At 69.6% G+C, this 19,545-nt stretch carries 18 protein-coding genes and 3 pseudogenes; 11 read left to right on the top strand and 10 right to left on the bottom strand.

Annotation, left to right across the window (positions count from 1 at the left end; translation table 11 throughout):
- Positions 1–398: 398 nt before the first annotated feature.
- A pseudogene (locus GEV28_RS42745) lies at positions 399–638 on the bottom strand (class I SAM-dependent methyltransferase); the annotation flags it as partial.
- A gap of 260 nt (positions 639–898) precedes the next feature.
- Between GEV28_RS42745 and GEV28_RS34365 the strand changes: the two are divergent.
- Positions 899–3,283, top strand: a complete 2,385-nt coding sequence (locus tag GEV28_RS34365) for an aminotransferase class V-fold PLP-dependent enzyme (protein WP_291417165.1) — start codon at positions 899–901, stop codon at positions 3,281–3,283.
- Between the two features lie 25 nt (positions 3,284–3,308).
- On the opposite strand, the gene GEV28_RS34360 is transcribed toward GEV28_RS34365, so the two are convergent.
- Together GEV28_RS34360 and GEV28_RS34355 are read right to left on the bottom strand one after the other, a co-directional pair.
- The gene (locus GEV28_RS34360) at positions 3,309–3,536 is read right to left on the bottom strand and encodes a hypothetical protein (protein ID WP_291417163.1); all 228 of its coding nucleotides are present in this window, start codon (positions 3,534–3,536) and stop codon (positions 3,309–3,311) included.
- Between the two features lie 4 nt (positions 3,537–3,540).
- Complete coding sequence (locus GEV28_RS34355) at positions 3,541–3,864, bottom strand: flavodoxin domain-containing protein (RefSeq protein WP_291417161.1); 324 nt, start codon at positions 3,862–3,864, stop codon at positions 3,541–3,543.
- 64 nt (positions 3,865–3,928) lie between these two features.
- Here GEV28_RS34355 and GEV28_RS42740 point away from each other — a divergent pair.
- The 4 genes and pseudogenes from GEV28_RS42740 to GEV28_RS34335 form a co-directional block, all read left to right on the top strand.
- Positions 3,929–4,524, top strand: a pseudogene (locus GEV28_RS42740) (DUF3048 domain-containing protein); the annotation flags it as partial.
- A 30-nt stretch (positions 4,525–4,554) separates the two neighbouring features.
- Positions 4,555–5,016, top strand: a complete 462-nt coding sequence (locus GEV28_RS42735) for a DUF3048 C-terminal domain-containing protein (RefSeq protein ID WP_367115254.1) — start codon at positions 4,555–4,557, stop codon at positions 5,014–5,016.
- A 287-nt stretch (positions 5,017–5,303) separates the two neighbouring features.
- A complete protein-coding gene (locus tag GEV28_RS42730; RefSeq protein WP_367115253.1) occupies positions 5,304–6,173 on the top strand; it encodes a DUF302 domain-containing protein in 870 nt (289 codons plus the stop codon).
- Between the two features lie 3 nt (positions 6,174–6,176).
- Positions 6,177–7,565, top strand: a complete 1,389-nt coding sequence (locus tag GEV28_RS34335; protein ID WP_291417160.1) for a wax ester/triacylglycerol synthase family O-acyltransferase — start codon at positions 6,177–6,179, stop codon at positions 7,563–7,565.
- A gap of 8 nt (positions 7,566–7,573) precedes the next feature.
- Here GEV28_RS34335 and GEV28_RS34330 read toward each other — a convergent pair whose 3' ends face one another.
- Entirely contained in the window at positions 7,574–7,999 is a 426-nt protein-coding gene (locus GEV28_RS34330; protein WP_291417158.1) for a pyridoxamine 5'-phosphate oxidase family protein, read from the bottom strand.
- A gap of 306 nt (positions 8,000–8,305) precedes the next feature.
- Here GEV28_RS34330 and GEV28_RS34325 point away from each other — a divergent pair, with 306 nt between their 5' ends.
- Entirely contained in the window at positions 8,306–8,998 is a 693-nt protein-coding gene (locus tag GEV28_RS34325) for a hypothetical protein (protein ID WP_291417156.1), read from the top strand.
- 22 nt (positions 8,999–9,020) lie between these two features.
- Positions 9,021–9,335 (top strand): hypothetical protein, encoded by a 315-nt coding sequence (locus tag GEV28_RS34320; RefSeq protein ID WP_291417154.1) that lies wholly within the window; start codon positions 9,021–9,023, stop codon positions 9,333–9,335.
- Positions 9,336–9,390: 55 nt separating this feature from the next.
- Here GEV28_RS34320 and GEV28_RS34315 read toward each other — a convergent pair whose 3' ends face one another.
- Genes GEV28_RS34315 through GEV28_RS34305 form a run of 3 tightly spaced genes read right to left on the bottom strand, consistent with a single transcriptional unit; the run spans position 9,391 to position 12,253 of the window.
- Positions 9,391–10,773 (bottom strand): NAD(P)(+) transhydrogenase (Re/Si-specific) subunit beta, encoded by a 1,383-nt coding sequence (locus GEV28_RS34315; RefSeq protein WP_291417152.1) that lies wholly within the window; start codon positions 10,771–10,773, stop codon positions 9,391–9,393.
- A 5-nt stretch (positions 10,774–10,778) separates the two neighbouring features.
- The gene (locus GEV28_RS34310; RefSeq protein WP_291417150.1) at positions 10,779–11,075 is read right to left on the bottom strand and encodes an NAD(P) transhydrogenase subunit alpha; all 297 of its coding nucleotides are present in this window, start codon (positions 11,073–11,075) and stop codon (positions 10,779–10,781) included.
- Positions 11,072–12,253 (bottom strand): NAD(P) transhydrogenase subunit alpha, encoded by a 1,182-nt coding sequence (locus GEV28_RS34305; RefSeq protein WP_291417148.1) that lies wholly within the window; start codon positions 12,251–12,253, stop codon positions 11,072–11,074. The genes GEV28_RS34310 and GEV28_RS34305 overlap by 4 nt, the downstream gene beginning before the upstream one ends.
- A 152-nt stretch (positions 12,254–12,405) precedes the next feature.
- Here GEV28_RS34305 and GEV28_RS34300 point away from each other — a divergent pair, with 152 nt between their 5' ends.
- From GEV28_RS34300 to GEV28_RS34285, 4 genes are read left to right on the top strand one after another with little or no spacing between them, the layout of a single operon-like run.
- Positions 12,406–13,671: an FAD/NAD(P)-binding oxidoreductase gene (locus tag GEV28_RS34300; RefSeq protein WP_291417146.1), complete on the top strand. Its 1,266-nt coding sequence runs from the start codon at positions 12,406–12,408 to the stop codon at positions 13,669–13,671.
- Complete coding sequence (locus tag GEV28_RS34295; RefSeq protein WP_291417144.1) at positions 13,668–13,985, top strand: TusE/DsrC/DsvC family sulfur relay protein; 318 nt, start codon at positions 13,668–13,670, stop codon at positions 13,983–13,985. The genes GEV28_RS34300 and GEV28_RS34295 overlap by 4 nt, the downstream gene beginning before the upstream one ends.
- A 14-nt stretch (positions 13,986–13,999) precedes the next feature.
- Positions 14,000–14,455, top strand: coding sequence for a DsrE/DsrF/DrsH-like family protein (locus GEV28_RS34290; RefSeq protein WP_291417142.1), 456 nt, complete (start codon positions 14,000–14,002; stop codon positions 14,453–14,455).
- Between the two features lie 14 nt (positions 14,456–14,469).
- The gene (locus GEV28_RS34285; RefSeq protein WP_291417140.1) at positions 14,470–14,892 is read left to right on the top strand and encodes a pyridoxamine 5'-phosphate oxidase family protein; all 423 of its coding nucleotides are present in this window, start codon (positions 14,470–14,472) and stop codon (positions 14,890–14,892) included.
- 449 nt (positions 14,893–15,341) lie between these two features.
- On the opposite strand, the pseudogene GEV28_RS34280 reads toward GEV28_RS34285, so the two are convergent.
- The 3 genes and pseudogenes from GEV28_RS34280 to GEV28_RS34270 all read right to left on the bottom strand — a co-directional run.
- Positions 15,342–15,632: pseudogene (locus tag GEV28_RS34280) on the bottom strand (hypothetical protein); the annotation flags it as partial.
- Positions 15,551–18,232: a pyruvate, phosphate dikinase gene (ppdK, locus tag GEV28_RS34275; protein ID WP_291417138.1), complete on the bottom strand. Its 2,682-nt coding sequence runs from the start codon at positions 18,230–18,232 to the stop codon at positions 15,551–15,553. The pseudogene GEV28_RS34280 and the gene ppdK, both read right to left, overlap by 82 nt.
- Before the next feature lie 14 nt (positions 18,233–18,246).
- Positions 18,247–19,332: an alpha/beta hydrolase gene (locus GEV28_RS34270; protein ID WP_291417136.1), complete on the bottom strand. Its 1,086-nt coding sequence runs from the start codon at positions 19,330–19,332 to the stop codon at positions 18,247–18,249.
- Between the last annotated feature and the right edge of the window lie 213 nt (positions 19,333–19,545).

The following is a 19,545-nucleotide window of genomic DNA, read 5'->3' as shown; positions in this document are numbered from 1 at the left end:
GATCCGGTACAACAAGTCGGCACACCCCTACACCTGGACCTACGACGCCGACACTGACCACGCCCGCTATCTCGCCCGCCACGCCCCGGCTGTCGACACCACCGACACCAATCTCCCACAGACCGCATAACCCCAACTCACGGTGAACAGACACCCGAAGACACGGCCCTCACGGACTTTTGAAGGGCTGCACTAGTGCCGGCAGCAGGTGATACCGATGCCGACATGCGGGACATGGTGGCGGAGACGAACCGCTCGATCTCCGAGACCGGCATCTTCCGGCTGACTGGTTGGACGTAACGGTGGTGCCGTCGAGGAAGTCGCGCCGGACGAAGGTGCGGATCAGTCTGCTGTCCGGCGGGGCCTTAACGAGGAGCGCGAGCGTGCGTCGCGCGCCGTCATCGGTCAAGTACCTGGTGACTGACTCCCGCACGAACATCGTCGGTCTCGAAGTCGACCGGCACCAGTCGCACGCAGTCTGGCAGGTCGCCGAGCACGACACGAACGCGGGTGCGTTGGTGTCGATGTTCGCTGGTAGGTCCACTTCGTACACCCGCACGTCGTACGGGTCGGGAAGCCGGTAGGCGTGGAGTGTCCATGCCCGCACCGAGCACGACGACCTGGTCGATGCCGGCGTCGACGGCTGTGGCGGCCTGTCATTCGGCGTAGCGCTTCCGGCACGGCACCCTACCCCAGATCCCCCGCCGGCCACCGCAACTCGTCCCGAACTGCCTTTCCCATACCGCATGTCAGATTCCTTTTGCCCGAGTCCTGCCTCACCCTCAGATTGGCAGCGGGATCGGTCAGCGCGACCGAGTCATTGGTCCCTGTTCACCGGGCCGACAAGCCCTGGCGGTCACGCGAGCGGTCGTGGTGACGTTTCCGGCAGGAGGCCGAGATGACGAACACACCGTTCCCGACCGTGCAGCACGCACTTGCCGTGGTGGCGCACCCCGATGACGAGTCGTTCGGGTTGGGTGCCGTGCTGGATCTGCTGGCGCGCGGCGGGGCAGAAGTGTCGGTGCTGTGCTTCACCCACGGGGAGGCGTCGACCCTGCACGATGACCAGACCGGAGACCTGGCGCGGATCCGGGAGGCTGAGCTGGCGGCAGCAGCGGCCGTTCTCGCCGTGCGGCGCACCAGCTTGCTGTCCTATCCGGACGGTGAGCTGGCGAACGTCGCCCTGGACGAACTGGTGCGGGAGGTGCTGGCGGCGGCGGAGAGCACGCGGCCCACACATCTGGTGACCTTCGACTCCGGCGGGGTGACCGGGCATCCTGATCACGCACGCGCCACCCTGGCCGCCGTCACAGCCGCGGCACGGCTGGGTTTGCCCGTGCTCGGCTGGATAATTCCGGCGGCGGTGGCCCGGACCCTGAACGCGGAGTTCGGCACCGCGTTCGTCGGGCGTCCCATCGAGGAGATCGACTGGACCGTGCCGGTGGACCGAGGCCACCAGTGGCAGGCGATCGCCGCCCACGCCAGCCAGTCCACGCACAACCCGGTGCTACGTAGGCGGCTGCGGTTGCTCGGCGACACGGAACACCTGCTGATGCTGCCGCCAAGGCCGGTTGGTCGGATGCTGGAGCGGATCCGGCAGGGTCTGATCGGGGACGGTGAGGTTCGCGACGGCCCATACGGGCCACGGCGGATCATCTACGCGGACTACACCGCCTCGGGCCGGTCGCTGGACTTCGTCGAAGACCTGATTCGCCGCCACGTGCTCCCCTGCTACGCCAACACCCACACCGAGAGCTCCGGCACCGGGCTGTGGACCACCCTGCTACGTGAGCAGGCCCGCAGGCTCGTCCGGGACGGCGTCGGCGGCACCGAGGGCGACCTGGTGATCTTCACTGGCTCCGGTGCCACCGCCGCGGTGAACAAGCTTGTCGCCATCCTCGAACTGCGGCTGCCCGCCGGTCTCTCGGCACGGTATGGGCTCGGAGACCGGATTCCCGCCGCGGAGCGGCCGGTGGTGTTCGTCGGCCCGTACGAGCACCACTCCAACGAGCTGCCGTGGCGCGAGTCGATCGCCGATGTCGTCGTCATCGACGAGGACTCCGACGGTCACATCGACCTCGCCCACCTCAGCCAGGAACTCACCCGCCACGCTGGCCGGCCACTGCGCATCGGCAGCTTCTCCGCCGCCTCCAACGTCACCGGCGTCCTCACCGACACCGACCGGATCGCCTCCCTGCTCCACGAACACGGCGCACTGTCCTTCTGGGACTACGCCGCCGCCGGGCCGTACGTTCCGATCAGGATGCGCGAGAGCGCACCCGGCCGTCGCGACCACAAGGACGCCGTCTTCCTGTCCCCGCACAAGTTCCCCGGCGGCCCGCAGACCCCCGGTGTCCTCGTGGTGCGCCGCGAACTGGTGCGTAACCCGGTACCCACCGCACCCGGCGGGGGCACGGTGGCATTCGTCCACCCGCTCGGTCATCGCTATCTCGCCGACCCGGTCGCGCGTGAGGAGGGCGGTACCCCCGCGATCGTCGAGTCGATCCGCGCCGGGTTGGTCTTCGCGGTGAAGGACGCGGTGGGCACCGACGTGATCCAGGCCAGCGAGCGACGGCTGTGGCACGAGGCGATGACCCGCTGGGCTCACCACTCGGCCATCGAGGTGCTCGGCAACCCCCACGCCGACCGGCTGTCCATCGTCTCGTTCCGGGTCCGGGCCGGGGAGAAATTTCTGCACCACAACTTCGTTGTCGCCGTGCTCAACGACCTGTTCGGTATCCAGGCTCGTGGTGGTTGCTCCTGCGCCGGCCCCTACGGCCACCGGCTGTTGGCCATCGACACCGCGCATTCGCACGCCTACGAGCACGAGATCGAACGCGGTTGCGAGGGCATCAAACCCGGCTGGGTGCGGATCAACTTCAACTACTTCATCACCGACACCGTGCGTGACTACCTCATCGACGCCGTCGAGTTGGTCGCCGATCAGGGCCACCGGCTCCTGCCGGACTACCGCTTCGACCCGCACACCGGGCTGTGGCACCACCGCGCCATGGCGCCGGTCCCTGCCGGGCTACCCGATCTGCGTCGTGCCGTCACCACGGCGCGGATGCCCGCCAGCGGCTCGGTGGCTGGCGAGGATGTGCTCCCCGGTCAGCTCGACACCGCCCGGGAGATCCTCGCGACTCGCCCGGACCAGGTCACCGACGGCCCGACCGGCCTCGACGAGCGATTCGAAAAGTTGCGCTGGTTCGTCCTACCGGCTGCCTGCGTCGCCGGTGCTTGTGTTATCCCCAGTCCTCGATCGCCCGTTTCGCCGTCGTGAGCAGCACCGTCGGCTCCAGGGTTGGTCAGCTCGCGCTTCCCCCGGCCGGGACCGCACCGTGCAGGTATCGGGCGATGTCCGCGGTCCAGGCGTCGATCGCCGGCCAGTCACGCAGGTCTCCGTACCGCCCGCCGCAGATCCACAGCAGGACACGGGCCACCAGCGGCGCCCCGCCGCGTGGCACCACACCGGCGAACGCGTGGTACTCCCGCGGCCCGATCACCTCGCACAGCGAGGCGATCCGTGACGGCACGTTGTCACGGAGGAAGTATCCGACAGGCCCGCGCAGCGACGGGCTGATGCCGAGGCTGAACAGCCATACCGGCACCAGGCGCAGTGCGCGGTGCGCGGGCGTTGCGCCACACGAAGTCCTCGGCCGCGGGCAGCAGTGCCCCGTTGCGGACCGCGCTGCCGAGCACGACCGCGTCGTAGTCGCCGGGGTCGGGCCGCTCGTCCAGACCGCGGAGGTCGACCTGCAACCCCTGTATGCGCAGCCATGTGGCGACGAACTCGGCCACAGCCTTAGTTGATCCACCGGTGCTGGCGTGCGCGACCAGAACCCGGTCGGCGTGAACGGCCATCTCTCACTCTCCATTGTAGACGGATTACACCTCATTGTCCGCATACCAACGAAATCCCGCGTTCATGCCGCCCGCGAGTGTCCAAGGTCCTTGTGTGGTCGGGACCGTCGGCCGTGACCGGGCCGTCACCGGCGATGCACGGCGGGGTGGGGACCTCTGTCCGAGGAGGCGATGGGTGATGACGAGACACGTTCGTAAGTGGTTGGTGTGGGAGATCGCCACGGCGCTGGCCGTACTCGCGGTCGTGGCGATCGTTCTGGTTGTGGTCAACCACGACGGCCCGGTCACTCCCCCGCCGACGTCACGATCCACCACGCCGCCGGCTACCACACCTGTACCGCTGACCTTGCCGGCGCTGGCGGTGAAAATCGACAACGTGCCGGCCGTGTGGCCGCAGACCGGGCTCGGCTCGGCCGAAGTGGTCTACGTGGAACCGGTCGAGGGCGGGCTCACCCGGCTCATCGCCATCTACACCGCACGCCGCCCGAGGTGGTCGGGCCGGTACGCAGCGCCCGGCTCACCGATCTCGAACTACTGGCCGAGTACGACCGGCCGGTGCTGGCCTACTCCGGTGCCGCACCCGAACTGCTTCCCACCCTGCACGCCGCGGACGTGGTCAACGCCTCGCCCGCCGAGGCAGCTTCGGCGCACTACCGCGACCGTGCCCGGGCGGCGCCACACAACCTCTACGTGCGACCGGCACGCCTGCCGGGCGACATCGAGGGGCCCGCCGTCGCGCCGCTGCGGTTCGGCCCGGCGCCGGTCACTGGCGTGGTGACCGCGACCCATCGAGTCGAGTACCAGGCGGCCAGGTTCGCCTTCACCTGGTCCGAGTCCGAGGGACGGTGGCTCGTGTCGATGAACGGGACACCGCTCGTGTCGACCGACACCGGCCGCGTGCGGGCAGCAACCGTGGTGTGCCAACGGGTCGAGGTCACCACGAGCGAGCTGATCGAAGACGGCCGCAGCACCGTTTCACCGGTCGCACGCACCGTCGGCAACGGCCAGGCGGTCGTGCTGCGCGACGGCCAGTGGTTCACCGGCAACTGGTCTCGGCCGGCCGCCCAGTCGCCGACTACCTTCCACACCGCGGACGGCCAGGAACTGCCGCTCGCGTCGGGGCCGGTGTGGGTGCTGCTCACGCCCGCTTGAGCCGGAACGCATGACGGGGCTGGCATCTGTGCCCTGTACCGCCGACGCTGAGATAGACCGGGACGGCAAGATCTCGCTCACCGAGTTCACGGCGGCCTTGCACCGCGCCGACTTCGCCTGACACCGCACTGGTTCGGCACCATCACGCCGTTCCCGCGTCACTGGCCGTCTTCCGCGCACGCACCTCGACAGCCCGGGACCAAGGGCCCTGTCAGGTCCGTCCGAAGGCCCTTTCCGCCCGCGCCGCCACGCAGAAATGTCGGTGGCGGAAGCGGGAGGAGTGTGTCATGTCCTACCAGATCGAGGTCACCGGCACCGTGCCTGGCGCCGTGTACGAGCTGCACCGGGTGGTCCGGCCCGAGTACGTCGGCGACGACATCGGCGCCGGCCTGGCCGAGCTGTACGCCGAGGTGGAAGCCGCCGGCCTGCACCCGGCCGGTCCGCCGTCGGTCACCTACCTGGACCCGTTGGTCCTCGGCCATCCGGTGAACGTCGACCTCGGTGTCCCGGTCACGCCCGGCACCGGACACGCCAAGCCCGGTACCGGCGGACGTGTCGTCGGACGGCATTCGCGGCCCGTCGCGCGGACGGTCCATCACGGCGACTACACCGGGATCGCCGCGGCCTACCAGGCGCTGGAAGAGTGGATCTTTACTCATGGTTACCGGTCCGCCGGACCGCCCACTGAGACCTACCTCGCCGGACCGGACACCGTGCCCGACGCGGCCGGCTACCGAACCGCGGTGTACGTCCCGGTCGTCCCGTCCATCGGTATCTCGGTCCGGGTCGCCGACGGCTTCGCCGGCGCGGTCGAGCGGACCAGAAAAGCCTTGCGGGAAGTTGGGTTCGGTGTGCTGACCGAGATCGACGTGCGGGCCACGCTCCGGGAGAAGATCGGCGCGGAGCTCGAGGACTTCCTGATCCTCGGCGCCTGCAACCCGCAACTCGCCAAGCGAGCCCTCGACGCCGACCGGCAGGCCGGGCTGCTGCTGCCGTGCACCGTCGCCGTCCGCGCGGACGGCGACGCGACAGTGGTGGAGGCACTCGACCCGACCATCCTGGTCCGCGCCACCGGGCTCCCCGAGCTCGACCCAGTGGCCACCGAGGCCCGCGAGCGGCTCGCCGCCGCGTTGGCGTCGCTGCGTGCGGCCGGCTGAGCCATGGAACGGTTGAGCCCACTGGACGCGATCTTCCTCGACGCCGAGGACGCCGATCCGCACGTGTCGATGGCGATCGGTGCGATCGGCGTCCTCCCCGGGCCTGTGCCAAGCCAGGCGGAGTTCATGGCCGCGCTCGTGCCACGGTTGCGTGCGGTTCGGCGGGCCCAGCAGCGGGTGCGCCGGCTTCCCTTCGACCTCGGCCCGCCGGTATGGGGCGACCTCGGCCACTTCGACGCGGACTACCACTTCCGCCGCACCGCCCTACCCGCGCCCGGCGACGACGCGGCGCTGTGCGCGCTCGTGGCACGGGTGATGGGACAGCGGCTCGACCGGGACCGGCCGCTGTGGGAGAGCTGGGTGATCGAGGGCCTGTCCGGCGATCGCTGGGCCGTGCTGATCAAGCTGCACCACTGCCTCGCCGACGGCATGTCCGGCGCCCAGTTGGTCGCCGCGCTGTTCGCCACCGCCCCGCAACCGACCGGCGAACCGGACTGGCACGCCGAGCCGCAACCGAACACAGCCACCCTGCTGTGGGACGCCTTCGGTGACATCACCTCGAACTCCCTGCGCGTGCTCAGCCGCGCGTTGCATGATCCCAAGGACGCGGCCCAGCGAGTTGCCGACACGTTCGCCGGCCTCAGCCGGATGTCCACCGCACTCACCCCCGCTACCCCGTCCTCACTGACCGGCCCGATCGGCCGATCCCGCCGCTACGCGGTGGCCAGAGCGTCACTGCCAGACATACGCGCGATCGGCGCAACGTTCGGAGCAACCGTCAACGACGTCGCCCTCACCGCGATCACCCTGGGCTACCGGGAAGTCCTCCGGCACCGCGGCGAACGTCCCGACACGGACACTCTGCGCGCGGCAGTACCGGTGTCGATCCGCGCCACCGACAACCTGGACAACCAGATCTCGGTGCTCCTGCCCACGCTGCCCGTGGAGATCGCCGACCCCGTGATGGCGCTACACGAGGTGCACCAGCGCCTCGCCGACCTCAAACACAGCAAGGAAGCCGAGGCCGCCACCACAGTCGCCGCGCTCTCCGGGCACGAACCGTTCGCGTTCACCACACTCGCGATCCGGCTGGTCTCCAGGTTGCCACAACGCAACATCGTCACCGTCACGACCAACGTGCCCGGCCCACCCACCCAACTCGCGATGCTGGGCCGGCCAGTCCTCGAGGCGTTCCCGTACGTGCCGATCGCGCTACGAATACGCACCGGCGTCGCCGCACTCAGCTACCACGACCAGATGACCTTCGGCGTCACCGCCGACTTCGACAGCAACCCCGACGTCACCCTGCTCACCACGGCCATCGAACGGGCCATCGCCGACCTCACCGCCGCCGCGGAACTCCATGCGGAGGCAACGTCACGACTCAGTTGACCGCGTCGCTACGCCGTGGAAGGAAGGTCGCCGGCGGGCTCCGCGTCCAGTACCTGCCCGGTCACCAGTTGTGGCCGGATCCGGATCACGTGGTCCATCGGCAGGTCCACCATCGGCCGCACCAGTCGCTCGTACCGAGCGACCGCCTCGATGTCTTCCTCGACCTCGGCCACTCCGATCACGACGACGCTCCACAGAAGCCGCGGATTCGCGCTGACGAGGTCGGCCTCGTACGCCACCACCTGGCCGATGGCCCGCAGAATCGCCGCCCCCATGTGGGTACGCACGATCACGTCACCGCCGTCGACGATGTGGTTGACCGGGCGAACCGCGGGAAGGGCACGCTCGGTGAACACGATCCGGCCGTACGGCACGCTGCCGAGCAGTTCCAACGCCTCGTCCCGGTTCACCGGCCGCATCCGATTCCCGGTCACGAGATCCCCTTGTTCCCAACGCGCACACGTGCATGGTCCGCCACGCCGGCACGACCGCGAACCGGACCAAAGACGCTGCTGGACAGGGACTTTCGACCCGTTCCGCCACTCAGGTCTGTGTTGTGCGCGGCGGCGCTTGTCCAGGGACGTCGGTCAGCCACACGGCAAGTGGCTGCGCACAGGGCCTGTCGGGTGTGCCCGGCGGGTCTTTGGTCGCGTCGAGTCGGGAACTTGAGCCCTCCCGGCGTGGCCGCCAGAAGCGAGACCGTGTGTGGCATGGAAGGCGTGAGGTAAGGAGGCCGAACGATGAGTGAGCACAGGCCGGACCAGCACACGGTGCTCGGCGCCATCGCGTTGGCCAACCGTGCGCCCTCGGTGCACAACACCCAGCCGTGGCGCTGGCTGCTCGGCAACGACTCGATCCACCTGGTGGCCGACCAGACGCGCCGGCTGCCGGTCACCGATCCCGACGGGCGGGACCTGTTGCTCAGCTGCGGCGCCGCGCTGCACCATCTGCGTGTCGCGCTGGGCGCGCTCGGCTGGCGGGCGATCGTGCACCGCCTCCTCAATCCGGGCGACCCCGACCATCTCGCCGCGGTGGAGCTGGTCTCGAAGATTCCGTCCACCGAGGACATCAAGCTCGTCGGCGCCATTTCCCGCCGGCGCACCGACCGGCGCCGTTTCACGTCGTGGCCGGTGCCGGACGGGCACCTGGACCTCATGGTCCGGCGGGCGGCGAAGGCTGGTGCGCTGCTGTTCCCCGTGACCGACCGGTTCACCCGCCGGCGGCTCACCCGCGCGATCGGACAAGGCGGCACGCCTTCAGCAGGACGACCCGTCCTATGCGGCGGAGTTGGCCACTTGGAGCGGCCGCAGCCGTGTCACGCAGGACGGTGTGCTCGCTGCCAGCACTCCGGCGGCACGGCAGACCCACGGGGACACCACTATGCGCGCGTTCCCGGCTGGCACTCTCCCCGAAGCGGAGACCGGCCGCGGTGAACCCGATGGCGGCGAGTTGCTGGTGCTCGCCACCCTCGCCGATGACCTCGTGTCGGTGCTGCGTGCCGGCGAGGCGGCCAGCGCGGCCCTGCTCACCGCGACCGACATCGGTCTGGCCACCTGCCCGCTCTCGCAGGCACTCGAGATCGCCGGCACGCGCGCGCTGATCCACGATCAGGTGCTCGACGGCGCCGCGCACCCCTTCCTGATCCTCCGGACGGGTTGGGCGCCCACCGCCACGTCCCCACCACCGCTGAGCCCACGCCGGGCGACCGAGACCACCATCGACTACCTACCCGGCACCAGACACCGGCACGCACCAGGTAGCCGTGTTTGAAGGTGCCGTTCACGCCGACGAGATCGACGCACTGTACGGCTTGCACCGGCCGGGGTCAGGCGACGAGGGCACGGATGTTGGCGATCAGGTCGGTGAGGCCCTTCTTCGCGTCGGTGAAGAGCATGCCGGTTTTCGGGTTGGTGTAGAGCTCGTTGTCGATGCCGGCGTAGCCGTGGCCCATGGAGCGTTTGACGACCACGACGCTCTTGGCCTTGTCCACGTCCAGAATCGGCATGCCGGAGATCGCGTTGCCCGGCCGGCGAGCGGCCGGGTTGGTCACGTCGTTGGCGCCGATCACCAGCGCGACATCGGCCCTCGGGAACTCGGGGTTGACCTCCTCCAGTTCCTTCAGCTGCGGGTACGGCACGTTGGCCTCGGCCAGGAGCACGTCCATGTGCCCCGGCATGCGGCCAGCGACCGGGTGGATGGCGTAGCTGACGTCGATCTTCAGGCCCTCCAGCAGCTGGCCGAGCCTGGCCAACTCGTGCTGTGCCTGGGCGGCGGCAAGGCCGTAGCCGGGCACCACGATGACCTTGCTGGCGTAGGCGAGCTGGATCGCCACGTCGTCCGCCGTGACCGCCCGGACGCCCGCGTCGCCGCCGGCACTGACCGGTGCGTGGTCGCCCGTGCCGAAGCCGCCGACGATGATGTTGACCACTGACCGGTTCATGGCGTCGGCCATGAGCTTGGTGAGGATGCCACCGGAAGCGCCGACCAAGGCGCCAGCGGTGATGAGGGCCAGCTCGCCGAGGACGAAGCCCGCCATGGCGACCGCCGTGCCGGTGAAGGCGTTGAGCAGTGAGATGACCACGGGCATGTCCGCGCCGCCGATCGGCAGGACCATGGTCACGCCGAACGCCAGTGCCACCACGGCAAGGAGGGCAAGTGCGGCCCAGTTGCCCGGGGCGAGCAGCAGCCAGATCACCCCGCCGGCAACCGAGAGTCCTAAGAGGACATTGACGGCTCGCGCGCCGGGAAACACAAGCGGCCGGCTCGGGACGACGCCTTGGAGCTTGCCCGCGGCGACGAGCGAGCCGGAGAACGTGACCGCGCCGATGAGGATGTCCAGCGCGCCCGGCAAGCTGACCTCGATTTCCGTGGTGTGCCGGAGGAACTCGGTGACGGCGATCAGGGCCGCGGCGCCGCCGCCGACTGCGTTGAACATGCTCACCAGTTGGGGTATGGCGGTCATTCGCACGGTGCGCGCCGCGTAGAGCCCCAGCGTCGAGCCGAAGGCGCCCGCCGTGAGCAGCACGACCCAGCCCGTGGTGCTGATACGGTCCGCCAGCAGGACCCCGGTCGCAGCCACCGCCACGGCCATCGCGCCGGCGGAGAGCAGGTTTCCCTTCCGGGCCGTCGCTGGCGAGTTCATCAGGTGCAGCCCGAGCACGAAGCACGCCGCCGCACCGAGAAGCACGTACCTGAGCAGAGTTTCCATGGCGATCACACCTCCAGCTTCGGCCGGGTACGGAACATCTCCAGCATCCGGTCGGTGACCACGTACCCGCCGACCACGTTCATCGCGCCGAACGCGACGGCGGCGAAGGCCAGCACGTACGCGAAGGGGCCGTCCGCGGTCGCCGTGACCATCATGGCGCCGATCACCACGATGCCGTGGATGGAGTTGGCGCCCGACATCAGCGGTGTGTGCAGTGTCGCGGGCACCTTGCTGATCACCTCGAAGCCGACGAGCACACTCAGCACGAACACGGTGACCGCGGTGAACAGATCGAGGCTCATCTCGTACCTCCAGTCAGGGTGAGCGGGGCACTGTTGCCCCGGTCTTGGAGCACGACGGGGTTGACGACCTCGCCCTGGTGGGTGATGACGACGCCGGCCTGGATCTCGTCGGTCAGGTCGATGGCCAGCGCGCCGTCGTGGACGAGGTGAGTCAGCAGAGCGACGACGTTGCGTGCGTAGGCGGTCGACGCGGCCGGCGCCATGCGCGACGGGAGGTCATCGGCGTCGATCACAGTGACCCCGTTGTCCAGCACGGTGACCCTGCCCGCGTGGACGGCTGTACCGGTGGCCCGCTCGACGTTGCCGCCGAATGGACTCGCGGCCAGGTCCACAACCACCGAACCCGGCCGCATCCGGCGCAGCGCTCTGGCGGTGACCAGCACCGGTGGCCGGCGGCCGGGCACCCGGGCCGTGGTGATCACGATGTCGAAGCGGGCGATCTCGTTGTCGAGCCCCTCCTGCTGGGCCTGCTGTTCCGCGCCGGTCAGCTCCCGCGCGTAACCGTCCACACCGGACGCGGACTCGACCGGCACCAGTTCGAGAAACCGGGCACCCAGCGACTCGCTCTCCGCTCTAGCCTCCGACCGGACGTCGTAGGCGGTGACGAGCGCGCCGAGGCGGCGGGCCGTGCCGATCGCCTGAAGACCGGCCACCCCGGCACCGAGGACGAGGACCGCCGCCGGCTTGAACGTGCCAGCCGCAGTCGTCAGCATCGGAAGGTACCGCCCGTAGGTGTCGGCGGCAAGGAGAACGGCCTTGTACCCGGCGATGTTCGCCTGGGACGTGAGCGCGTCCATGCTCTGCGCACGGCTGAGCGTGCGCGGCAGCATGTCCAGGCTCACCGCGGTCACGCCCTGCTCGACGAACCGGCGGACGAGGTCGGGACGCGTCAGCGGTTCGAGCAGCCCGACCACCGCCTGGCCAGGGTGAGGGTCGATGTCCGGCGGTCCGACGCAGAGCAGGACGTCGGCGCGCGCCCGGAGCTCACCGGGTGGCACGACCGTCGCGCCGGCCGCTTCGTAGGCGCCGTCGGTGAACCACGCGCCGATGCCGGCGCTCGCCTCCACAAGGACGTCCACACCGACGGAGCGCAACCGCCTCACGGAGTCGGGGACGAGAGCGACCCGGTGCTCGCCGGGCGCCCGTTCCCTGATGACTCCCACCGTGATCGTTCCCATGGCGTGCTCCCTCCGTCATCCGCTCTTCGAGTCGAACCCCAGTCCCCAGTCCACGTTCATCCCCACCGGAGGGTGCTGCCAGGGACGTTGGTCTCGGTCGGGAAGGTCGAACGCCTCAGGCGGGCAAGCAGGGGTCCGATGACAGTGGAGGTATGGGTAAACATGTCGTGGTCCTCGGTGCGGGCACCGGTGGCACGCTGGCCGCGAACCGTCTGCGGCGGGTACTCCCCGCGGCGGTACAGATCTCCGTCGTCGATCAGGACGACGACCACGTCTACCAGCCGGGGCTGTTGTTCCTGCCGTTCGGGCTGACGACGGCGAACGAGCTCGTGCGGTCGAGGCCGCGGCAGTTGCGTGGGGTGATCGGCTATCACCGCGGCGCCGTCGACCACGTGGACATCGAGCGGCGTCGGGTGTTCCTCGACGACGGCACGGTTCTGCCGTACGACATCCTCGTCGTCGCGACCGGGGCCCGGCTCATGCCCGAGGAGACCGAGGGGCTGACCGGACCGGGCCGGGGTCGTTCCGTGCACACCTTCTACGACCTGCCCGGTGCCGCCGCGCTGGACACCGCACTGCGGGACTTCGACCGCGGCCGGCTGGTGGTCAACGTGGTCGACCTGCCGATCAAGTGTCCGGTGGCGCCGCTGGAGTTCTGCTTCCTCGCCGACTGGTACTTCCGCGAACGCGGTGTCCGCGACGACATCGAGATCGTGTACGTGACGCCGCTCGACGCCGCGTTCACCAAACCGGTCGCCGCGCGGACGTTGTCTGGACTCCTCGCGGAGAAAGGCGTCGAGCTCGTCACCGAGTTCAACACCGGCGAGGTCGAGGCGAACGACGAGGGCGGCAGGCTGATCTCCTTCGACGGCCGCGAGGTCCAGTTCGACCTGGCCGTGGTCGTGCCCGCGCACGGCGGCGCCGCGTGGGTCGGCCGCTCCCCCGGACTCGGCGACCCGCTCGACTTCGTGCCGACCGACCCGCACACGCTGGTCTCGCTGGCCAGCCCGGACGTGTTCGTGATCGGTGACGCGGCCGCGGTCCCGACGTCGAAAGCCGGCTCGGTCACCCACTTCGAGGGCGAGGTCCTCGTCCACAACATCGTGCGCCGACTGAACGGCGAGGAGCCGGACGCGAGCTTCGACGGGCACACCAACTGCTTCATCGAGAGCGGCTTCGGCAAGGCGCTGCTCATCGACTTCAACTACGACACCGAACCGGTGCCAGGCCACTTCCCGACCGCGGTGGGGTTGCCGCTGCTGAAGGAGTCGCGGCTCAACCACCTCGGCAAGCTGATGTTCGCCTGGCTGTACTGGCACGTCCTGCTGCCCGGCCGGGAGGTCCCGGGCATTCCTACCGCGATGCCGGCCACCGGCAAGCGATTCCCCGCTGAAACAACCGCTGAGGAGGCACGATGACGACGAAGGTCTACGCCGGCACCGAGGTCACGGTCGGCGACGACGGCTTCTTCACCGACCCCGAGCAGTGGCGCGAGGACATGGCGCCCGAGATCGCCCGCGAGGCCGGTGTGGACGATCTGACCGAGCGGCACTGGCAGGTCATCACGTTCATGCGAAACGAGTACGCGACGAAAGGCACCGGGCCCACGGTCCGCGCGCTGGGCAAGAGCTCGGGCGTGAGCGTCAAGGAGCTGTACCAGCTGTTCCCGAAGGGCCCGGCCAAGCTCGCCGCCCGGGTCGCCGGGATCCCCAAGCCCCGCGGCTGCATCTAGGAAGGAGCATCGCCATGGACAAGATCTCGATCATCGTGTCGAAGGGGTCCCTGGAGGGCGTCTACCCGGCGCTGATCATGGCCAACGGCGCCCGCGCGGAGGGCATGGAGGCGAACCTCTTCTTCACCTTCTTCGGACTGGACGCCATCCACAAAGCACGGCACGAGCACATCAAGCTCGCCACCGTCGGCAACCCCGGCCTGCACCTCGCCACCTGGGCCGGTGGCCTACCCGGCATGTCCGCCGTGATGACCCACTACCTGGCCGGCAAGATGGACAAGCTGGACATCCCGCCGATCCCCGAGTTCATCGAGATGATCGCCGACACCGGCGCGGGCCTGTACGCGTGCAAGGCATCCGTCGACCTGTTCGACATGACCAAGGACGACTTCATCGACGAGGTCAAGGACATCATCACCGTAGGCGAGTTCTACGAGCTGGCCGACGGCGGCCAGATCATCTTCACCTGAGGCTGGAGCGGGCGATGACGGCTGGACAGCCGGTCGAGGTCCTCGACCAGAAACAGTGCCTGGACCTGTTGCGGACCGTGTGTGTTGGGCGGCTGGTCTTCACCGAGGACGGCCTGCCGGCCGTCCAGCCGGTCAACTACCGGCTGTACCTGGAACAGGTGGTGATCCGGGTGGCCGGCGGAGCGAAACTGGACGCCGCGACAGAGAAGTCCGTCGTGGCCTTCGAGGCCGACGAACTCGACCCCGAACTGCGGTCCGGCTGGAGCGTCACGGTGGTCGGCCACGCCGAGCTGATCACCGATGTCGGCGAGCTGGTGGCGCTGTCGGGGACGTGGCTGCGCCCGTGGGCGACCGGACGACGCGACCGCTTCGTGCGAATCCGGACGGAGAAGGTGACCGGGCGCCGGCTGCGTCCACCGCTCATCACGTCCGTCTGACGAGTCCGGCTTGAGCGTGCCTGCTTCCCAGCTCTCGCGGGCGGTTGCCGAGTTGGTCCTCGCGGCTGCGGTAGACGACGTACGGTCGGGTGAGATATCCGAGGGGGCCGGTGCCCGGACCACGGCGACCGGATAGGTCGCGTGGTGGAGGACGGCATAGCGGTTCGAGCCGATGGCGCCGGTCCACGCGGGATGGCGGCCGGTTGGCACCGACGACGACCAGTGCGTGTGCTCGGCCTGCTGGAGGATCCCATCCATCGCCCGGCCGCGGTAGCACCTGTCACGTCCGGGTGCGCCGCCCGTAGCGTCGGGCGCTGCTCATCGAACGTGCGGCGCTGGGCCGCGACGAACTCGACTGCGGCCGCGCTCAAGGGGGTGCCGTCCGCGCCAACCACGACCAGGCAGCGCGCGCGTGCAGCGAGTGCGTTGGCGGCCGAGCCGAGGAGCAGGCTGCGGAAGCCGCCGAGGCCTCGGGAACCGACGATCACCAGCCCGACATACTCGCGTTCCGTCACGAGTTCCTCGCCAGGCTGGCCCGTGCGTAGCTCGGGGCGGACGTCGATGTCCGGGGCGACGCCCAGCCGCCCAGCGGGGTCGCCTGCAGCGCCGACTCCGAGCCGTCGACGCCGACGACGATCTGCTCGGTCAACCCGTTCTCCTAACGGGTGTCGGTGGCGCTCTCGCCCACTGCGGCGCGGCCGGCTTCGAGCCGGGCGACGGGCACGCGGAACGGCGAGCACGACACGTAGTCGAGGCCGATGTCGTGGAAGAACCGGATCGACGCGGGATCTCCGCCGTGTTCGCCGCACACCCCGAGGACGAGCTTCGGATGGGTGGCGCGGCCCTCCCATGCGGCGAGTGCGACGAGCCGGCCGACGCCGTCGCGGTCGATGGTCTCGAACGGTGATTCGTCGAAGACGCCCTTGTCCAGGTACACCGGGAAGAACGAGCCTTCCACGTCGTCGCGGGAGAAGCCCCACACCGTCTGCGTCAGGTCGTTGGTGCCGAACGAGAAGAAGTGTGCGGTCTCCGCGATGCGACCGGCGGTGAGTGCGGCGCGGGGCAGCTCGATCATGGTGCCGATCTCGTACGGGATGTTCACCCCGGCCTCGAGGGCGACCTCGGTGACGACGCGCCGTGCCCGTACGGCCATGATCTCCAGCTCTCGGGCGTCACCGATGAGCGGGATCATGATTTCCACGTGCGGGTCGCCGTAGGCCAGGAGCCGGGCGGCCGCGGCTTCGGCGATCGCGCGGACTTGCAAGTCGTACAGGCCCGGGATGACCATGCCGAGCCGTACGCCGCGGGTGCCGAGCATGGGGTTCTGCTCGTGCAACCGGTCGACCGCACGCAGCAGGTCCTCGTCCGGCGCGGGCTGGCCGAGTGCCTTGGCGACCGCGACCCGGGCGGTGAGTTCGGTGCGGTCGGGCAGGAACTCGTGCAGGGGCGGGTCGAGCAGCCGGATAGTGACCGGCAGGCCGTCCATCTCCTCGAAGATCCGGGTGAAGTCATCGCGCTGCAACGGAAGCAGTGCGGTGAGCGCATCCTCCCGCGCAGCGTCGCTTTCCGCCAGAATCAGCCGCTCGACGAGCACCCGCCGGTCGCCGAGGAACATGTGCTCGGTGCGGCACAGGCCGATGCCGGTGGCGCCGAGCAGCCGGGCCCGGTGCGCGTCGTCGGGAGTGTCGGCGTTGGCCCGCACTTCGAGGCGCTGGCGGCGGTCGGCGTGGGTGATGATCCGGTCGACGGCGCCCAGGAGGTCGTCGCGCTCGGGTGGGCGGCGGCCCTCGAAGTAGTCGACGACCGGCGACGGGATCACGTCCAGCTCACCGACGTACACCGTGCCGGCGGTGCCGTCGACGGAGATCACGTCTCCTTCGGCGACGACCGTGCCGTCGGCGGTGGTGAGGCGGCGGGCTTCGGTGTCGATGGTCAGTGACTCCGCCCCGCACACACAGGTCCGGCCGAGGCCGCGCGCGACGACGGCCGCGTGCGAGGTCTTGCCGCCCCGGCTGGTGAGCACCCCGCGGGCGTGGATCATCCCGTCGAGGTCGTCGGGGTTGGTTTCGCGGCGCACCAGGATGACCGCGGCACCTTCCTCCGCGCGCCGGACGGCGGTGGCCGAGTCGAACACGACCTCACCAACCGCCGCACCTGGCGACGCGGCGACACCCGTGGCGATCGACGCGTGGTCCGTGTCGCCGAAGCGTGGGAACATCAGCTGCGCCAACTGCGCGCCGGTGACTCGCCGCAGTGCCTCGTCGGCGTCGATGAGCCCTTCCTCGCGCAACGCGTCGGCGATGCGGAACGCGGCAGCCGCCGTGCGCTTACCCACCCGGGTCTGCAGCATCCACAGCTTGCGGCGCTCAATGGTGAACTCGATGTCGCACAGATCCCGGTAGTGCTCCTCCAACGTCCGCATGATGCCCAGCAGTCGCTGGTAGGCGTTCGGCTGCAGGTCTGCGAGCCGGTGTAGCGGAAGCGTGTTGCGGATGCCGGCCACCACGTCCTCACCCTGCGCGTTGGCGAGGTAGTCGCCGTAGACGCCGGGCGCGCCGGTCGCGGGGTCGCGGGTGAAGGCGACGCCGGTGCCCGAGTCGTCGCCGAGGTTGCCGAACACCATGGCGCACACGTTGACCGCGGTACCGAGGTCCTCGGGGATGTGCTCGGCGTGCCGGTAGGTACGAGCGCGGTCGGTGTGCCAGGACTCGAACACCGACTCGATGGCCATGTCCAGCTGCTCACGCGGGTCCTGCGGGAACTCCCGGCCGGCCCGCTCGCGGACGATCTCCTTGAACCGCGCGGTCAACGCACGCAGGTCTGCCGCGTCCAGACCGAGGTCACCAGTGACGCCCTTGGTCTGTTTGGCATCTCGCAAAGCGTCGGCGAAGTGGGCGGCGTCGACACCGAGCACGGTCGTGCCGAACATTTGCACAAGTCTTCTGTAGGAGTCCCAGGCGAGGCGCTCGTCTCCCGCCCACGCGGCGAGCCCAGCCACCGAGTCGTCGGTGATCCCGACGTTGAGGACCGTGTCCATCATGCCCGGCATGGAGAACCGAGCACCGGAGCGCACCGCGACCAGCAACGGCTCGTCGACCTGACCGAGCTTGCGGCCCATCGCCCGCTCGAGACCATGGAGATGCTCACTCACCTCTGCAGCCAGCCCGTCCGGCGGGGCGCCGGTGGTCAGGTAGGCGCGGCAGGCCTCGGTGGTGATCGTGAACCCGGGCGGCACGGGCAGCCCCATCACGGTCATCTCGGCAAGGTTGGCTCCCTTGCCGCCGAGTAGGTCGGCCATGGTCCGGTTGCCCTCGGCGAAGTCGTACACGTACTTCGTCATCGTCTTCTCCTCGTTCAGTCCCTTATGGACCGCAGTAGTGCTTGGACCGCGGGTGTGATCTCCGGGTGCTCCCCCAGCATCAGGTGGCCACCGCCGTTCTCGAGGACCAGCAGCCGGGAACCGAGGATGGTCTCCGAGAGCGCGACGGCGCCCCAGCACGGCATGAGCGCGTCATCGCGCGCGTGCACGATCAGGGTGGGGGCGATGACACGCCGGAGGTCGCAGTCGTTGACCGCCGGGTTGGACACATACGCGTCGAACAACACGCCAGCCGCCCGGCGGGCCACCGGGAAGAGCCCGTCTAGCTCGGCGTCCACCCGCGCGCGGTCCGCCGCGCCGAGCGGCCGGTCCTCCGGCACGCCCATAAGCCGGGTCAGCCGTGCGGGGAAGCGGTGCCGGAGCAGCCACATGAGCCGGTCGGAGCCCAGCAGAGTGCGCGCGACCACACGTGGCATCTCCTGCCTGTCCTGGTGTGAACCAGGTGCGTTGGGGGACAACAAGACCAGCGCGGAAACCCGGCACCGGTGCCGGGTGGCCATGTGCAGCGCGGAGGTCGCGCCGGCCGACACCGCGAGCACGGCCGCTCTGGCGATGCCGAGGTGGTCGAGCAAGTCGGCGAACGCGTCGGCCTGCCGGGCCGGCGTCGCGCCGGCAGGAAGCGAGGAGCCCAGGTATCCGAAGCGGGACGGCACGATCAGCCGGAACCCGCCCGGGACCAGCGGCCTGAGTTGACGCAGTGCCGCGTCCGTCCCGCCGAACATCCCGTGTACCAGCAATACCGGTGTGCCTTCGCCGATGTCGAGATAGCGGATCGTTCCGTCCGGGGTGCGCAGCTCGGACAGGCCGAGTACGTCGATCCGCGCGTTCGCGGTGTGCATGGCCGACCGGAAGTCCGGACCGAGCGGCTTCGGCTTGTCCTCCACAGTGGAGCGTCGAGGTGGGGCTGGTGGCGCGCTCGGAGCCGGGCGGTGCGTCGCCCGGTAGACGGCGGCGTTCACCATCCTGGTGATCGAGTCGCCGCGACCGGGCCGGTTCGCGCGGTCCGCCGCGCTGGCACGTGACTCCCGTGCCGCACGAAGATCGTCTGCGCCTGACATCATGTTCACCTCTTCCTCGGTTTCTGACTCCATCGCAGCAACCGGCTCACCGGCCCGACGGTCCTCGGCGCGGCTCCCTAGTACGGCAGCCGCACTTGCCGGTTGGGCTATGTTTGCAGGTGACGGCGTAGTCGGGTGCGGTGGTGGAACCAGCGGGCGCGGGCTTGGTGGCGTCGGCGCCACCAGGTCCAGTGCAGGTGGTGGGCTTGGGGTTGG

Origin of the sequence: Actinophytocola sp. (genome assembly GCF_009379765.1) — a bacterium.
Classification (GTDB): domain Bacteria; phylum Actinomycetota; class Actinomycetes; order Mycobacteriales; family Pseudonocardiaceae; genus Actinophytocola.
This window is presented reverse-complemented; position numbering and strand designations above follow the sequence as displayed.

What these genes read in the sequence shown, in the direction of transcription:
- GEV28_RS34290 (WP_291417142.1), top strand. Translation starts at nt 14,000, where the DNA reads ATGGACAAGATCTCGATCATCGTGTCGAAGGGGTCCCTGGAGGGCGTC.
- GEV28_RS34335 (WP_291417160.1), top strand. Translation starts at nt 6,177, where the DNA reads ATGGAACGGTTGAGCCCACTGGACGCGATCTTCCTCGACGCCGAGGAC.
- GEV28_RS34285 (WP_291417140.1), top strand. Translation starts at nt 14,470, where the DNA reads ATGACGGCTGGACAGCCGGTCGAGGTCCTCGACCAGAAACAGTGCCTG.
- ppdK (WP_291417138.1), bottom strand. Translation starts at nt 18,232, where the DNA reads ATGACGAAGTACGTGTACGACTTCGCCGAGGGCAACCGGACCATGGCC.
- GEV28_RS34325 (WP_291417156.1), top strand. Translation starts at nt 8,306, where the DNA reads ATGAGTGAGCACAGGCCGGACCAGCACACGGTGCTCGGCGCCATCGCG.
- GEV28_RS34300 (WP_291417146.1), top strand. Translation starts at nt 12,406, where the DNA reads ATGGGTAAACATGTCGTGGTCCTCGGTGCGGGCACCGGTGGCACGCTG.
- GEV28_RS34355 (WP_291417161.1), bottom strand. Translation starts at nt 3,864, where the DNA reads ATGGCCGTTCACGCCGACCGGGTTCTGGTCGCGCACGCCAGCACCGGT.
- GEV28_RS34310 (WP_291417150.1), bottom strand. Translation starts at nt 11,075, where the DNA reads ATGAGCCTCGATCTGTTCACCGCGGTCACCGTGTTCGTGCTGAGTGTG.
- GEV28_RS34270 (WP_291417136.1), bottom strand. Translation starts at nt 19,332, where the DNA reads ATGATGTCAGGCGCAGACGATCTTCGTGCGGCACGGGAGTCACGTGCC.
- GEV28_RS34295 (WP_291417144.1), top strand. Translation starts at nt 13,668, where the DNA reads ATGACGACGAAGGTCTACGCCGGCACCGAGGTCACGGTCGGCGACGAC.
- GEV28_RS34305 (WP_291417148.1), bottom strand. Translation starts at nt 12,253, where the DNA reads ATGGGAACGATCACGGTGGGAGTCATCAGGGAACGGGCGCCCGGCGAG.
- GEV28_RS34365 (WP_291417165.1), top strand. Translation starts at nt 899, where the DNA reads ATGACGAACACACCGTTCCCGACCGTGCAGCACGCACTTGCCGTGGTG.
- GEV28_RS42730 (WP_367115253.1), top strand. Translation starts at nt 5,304, where the DNA reads ATGTCCTACCAGATCGAGGTCACCGGCACCGTGCCTGGCGCCGTGTAC.
- GEV28_RS34315 (WP_291417152.1), bottom strand. Translation starts at nt 10,773, where the DNA reads ATGGAAACTCTGCTCAGGTACGTGCTTCTCGGTGCGGCGGCGTGCTTC.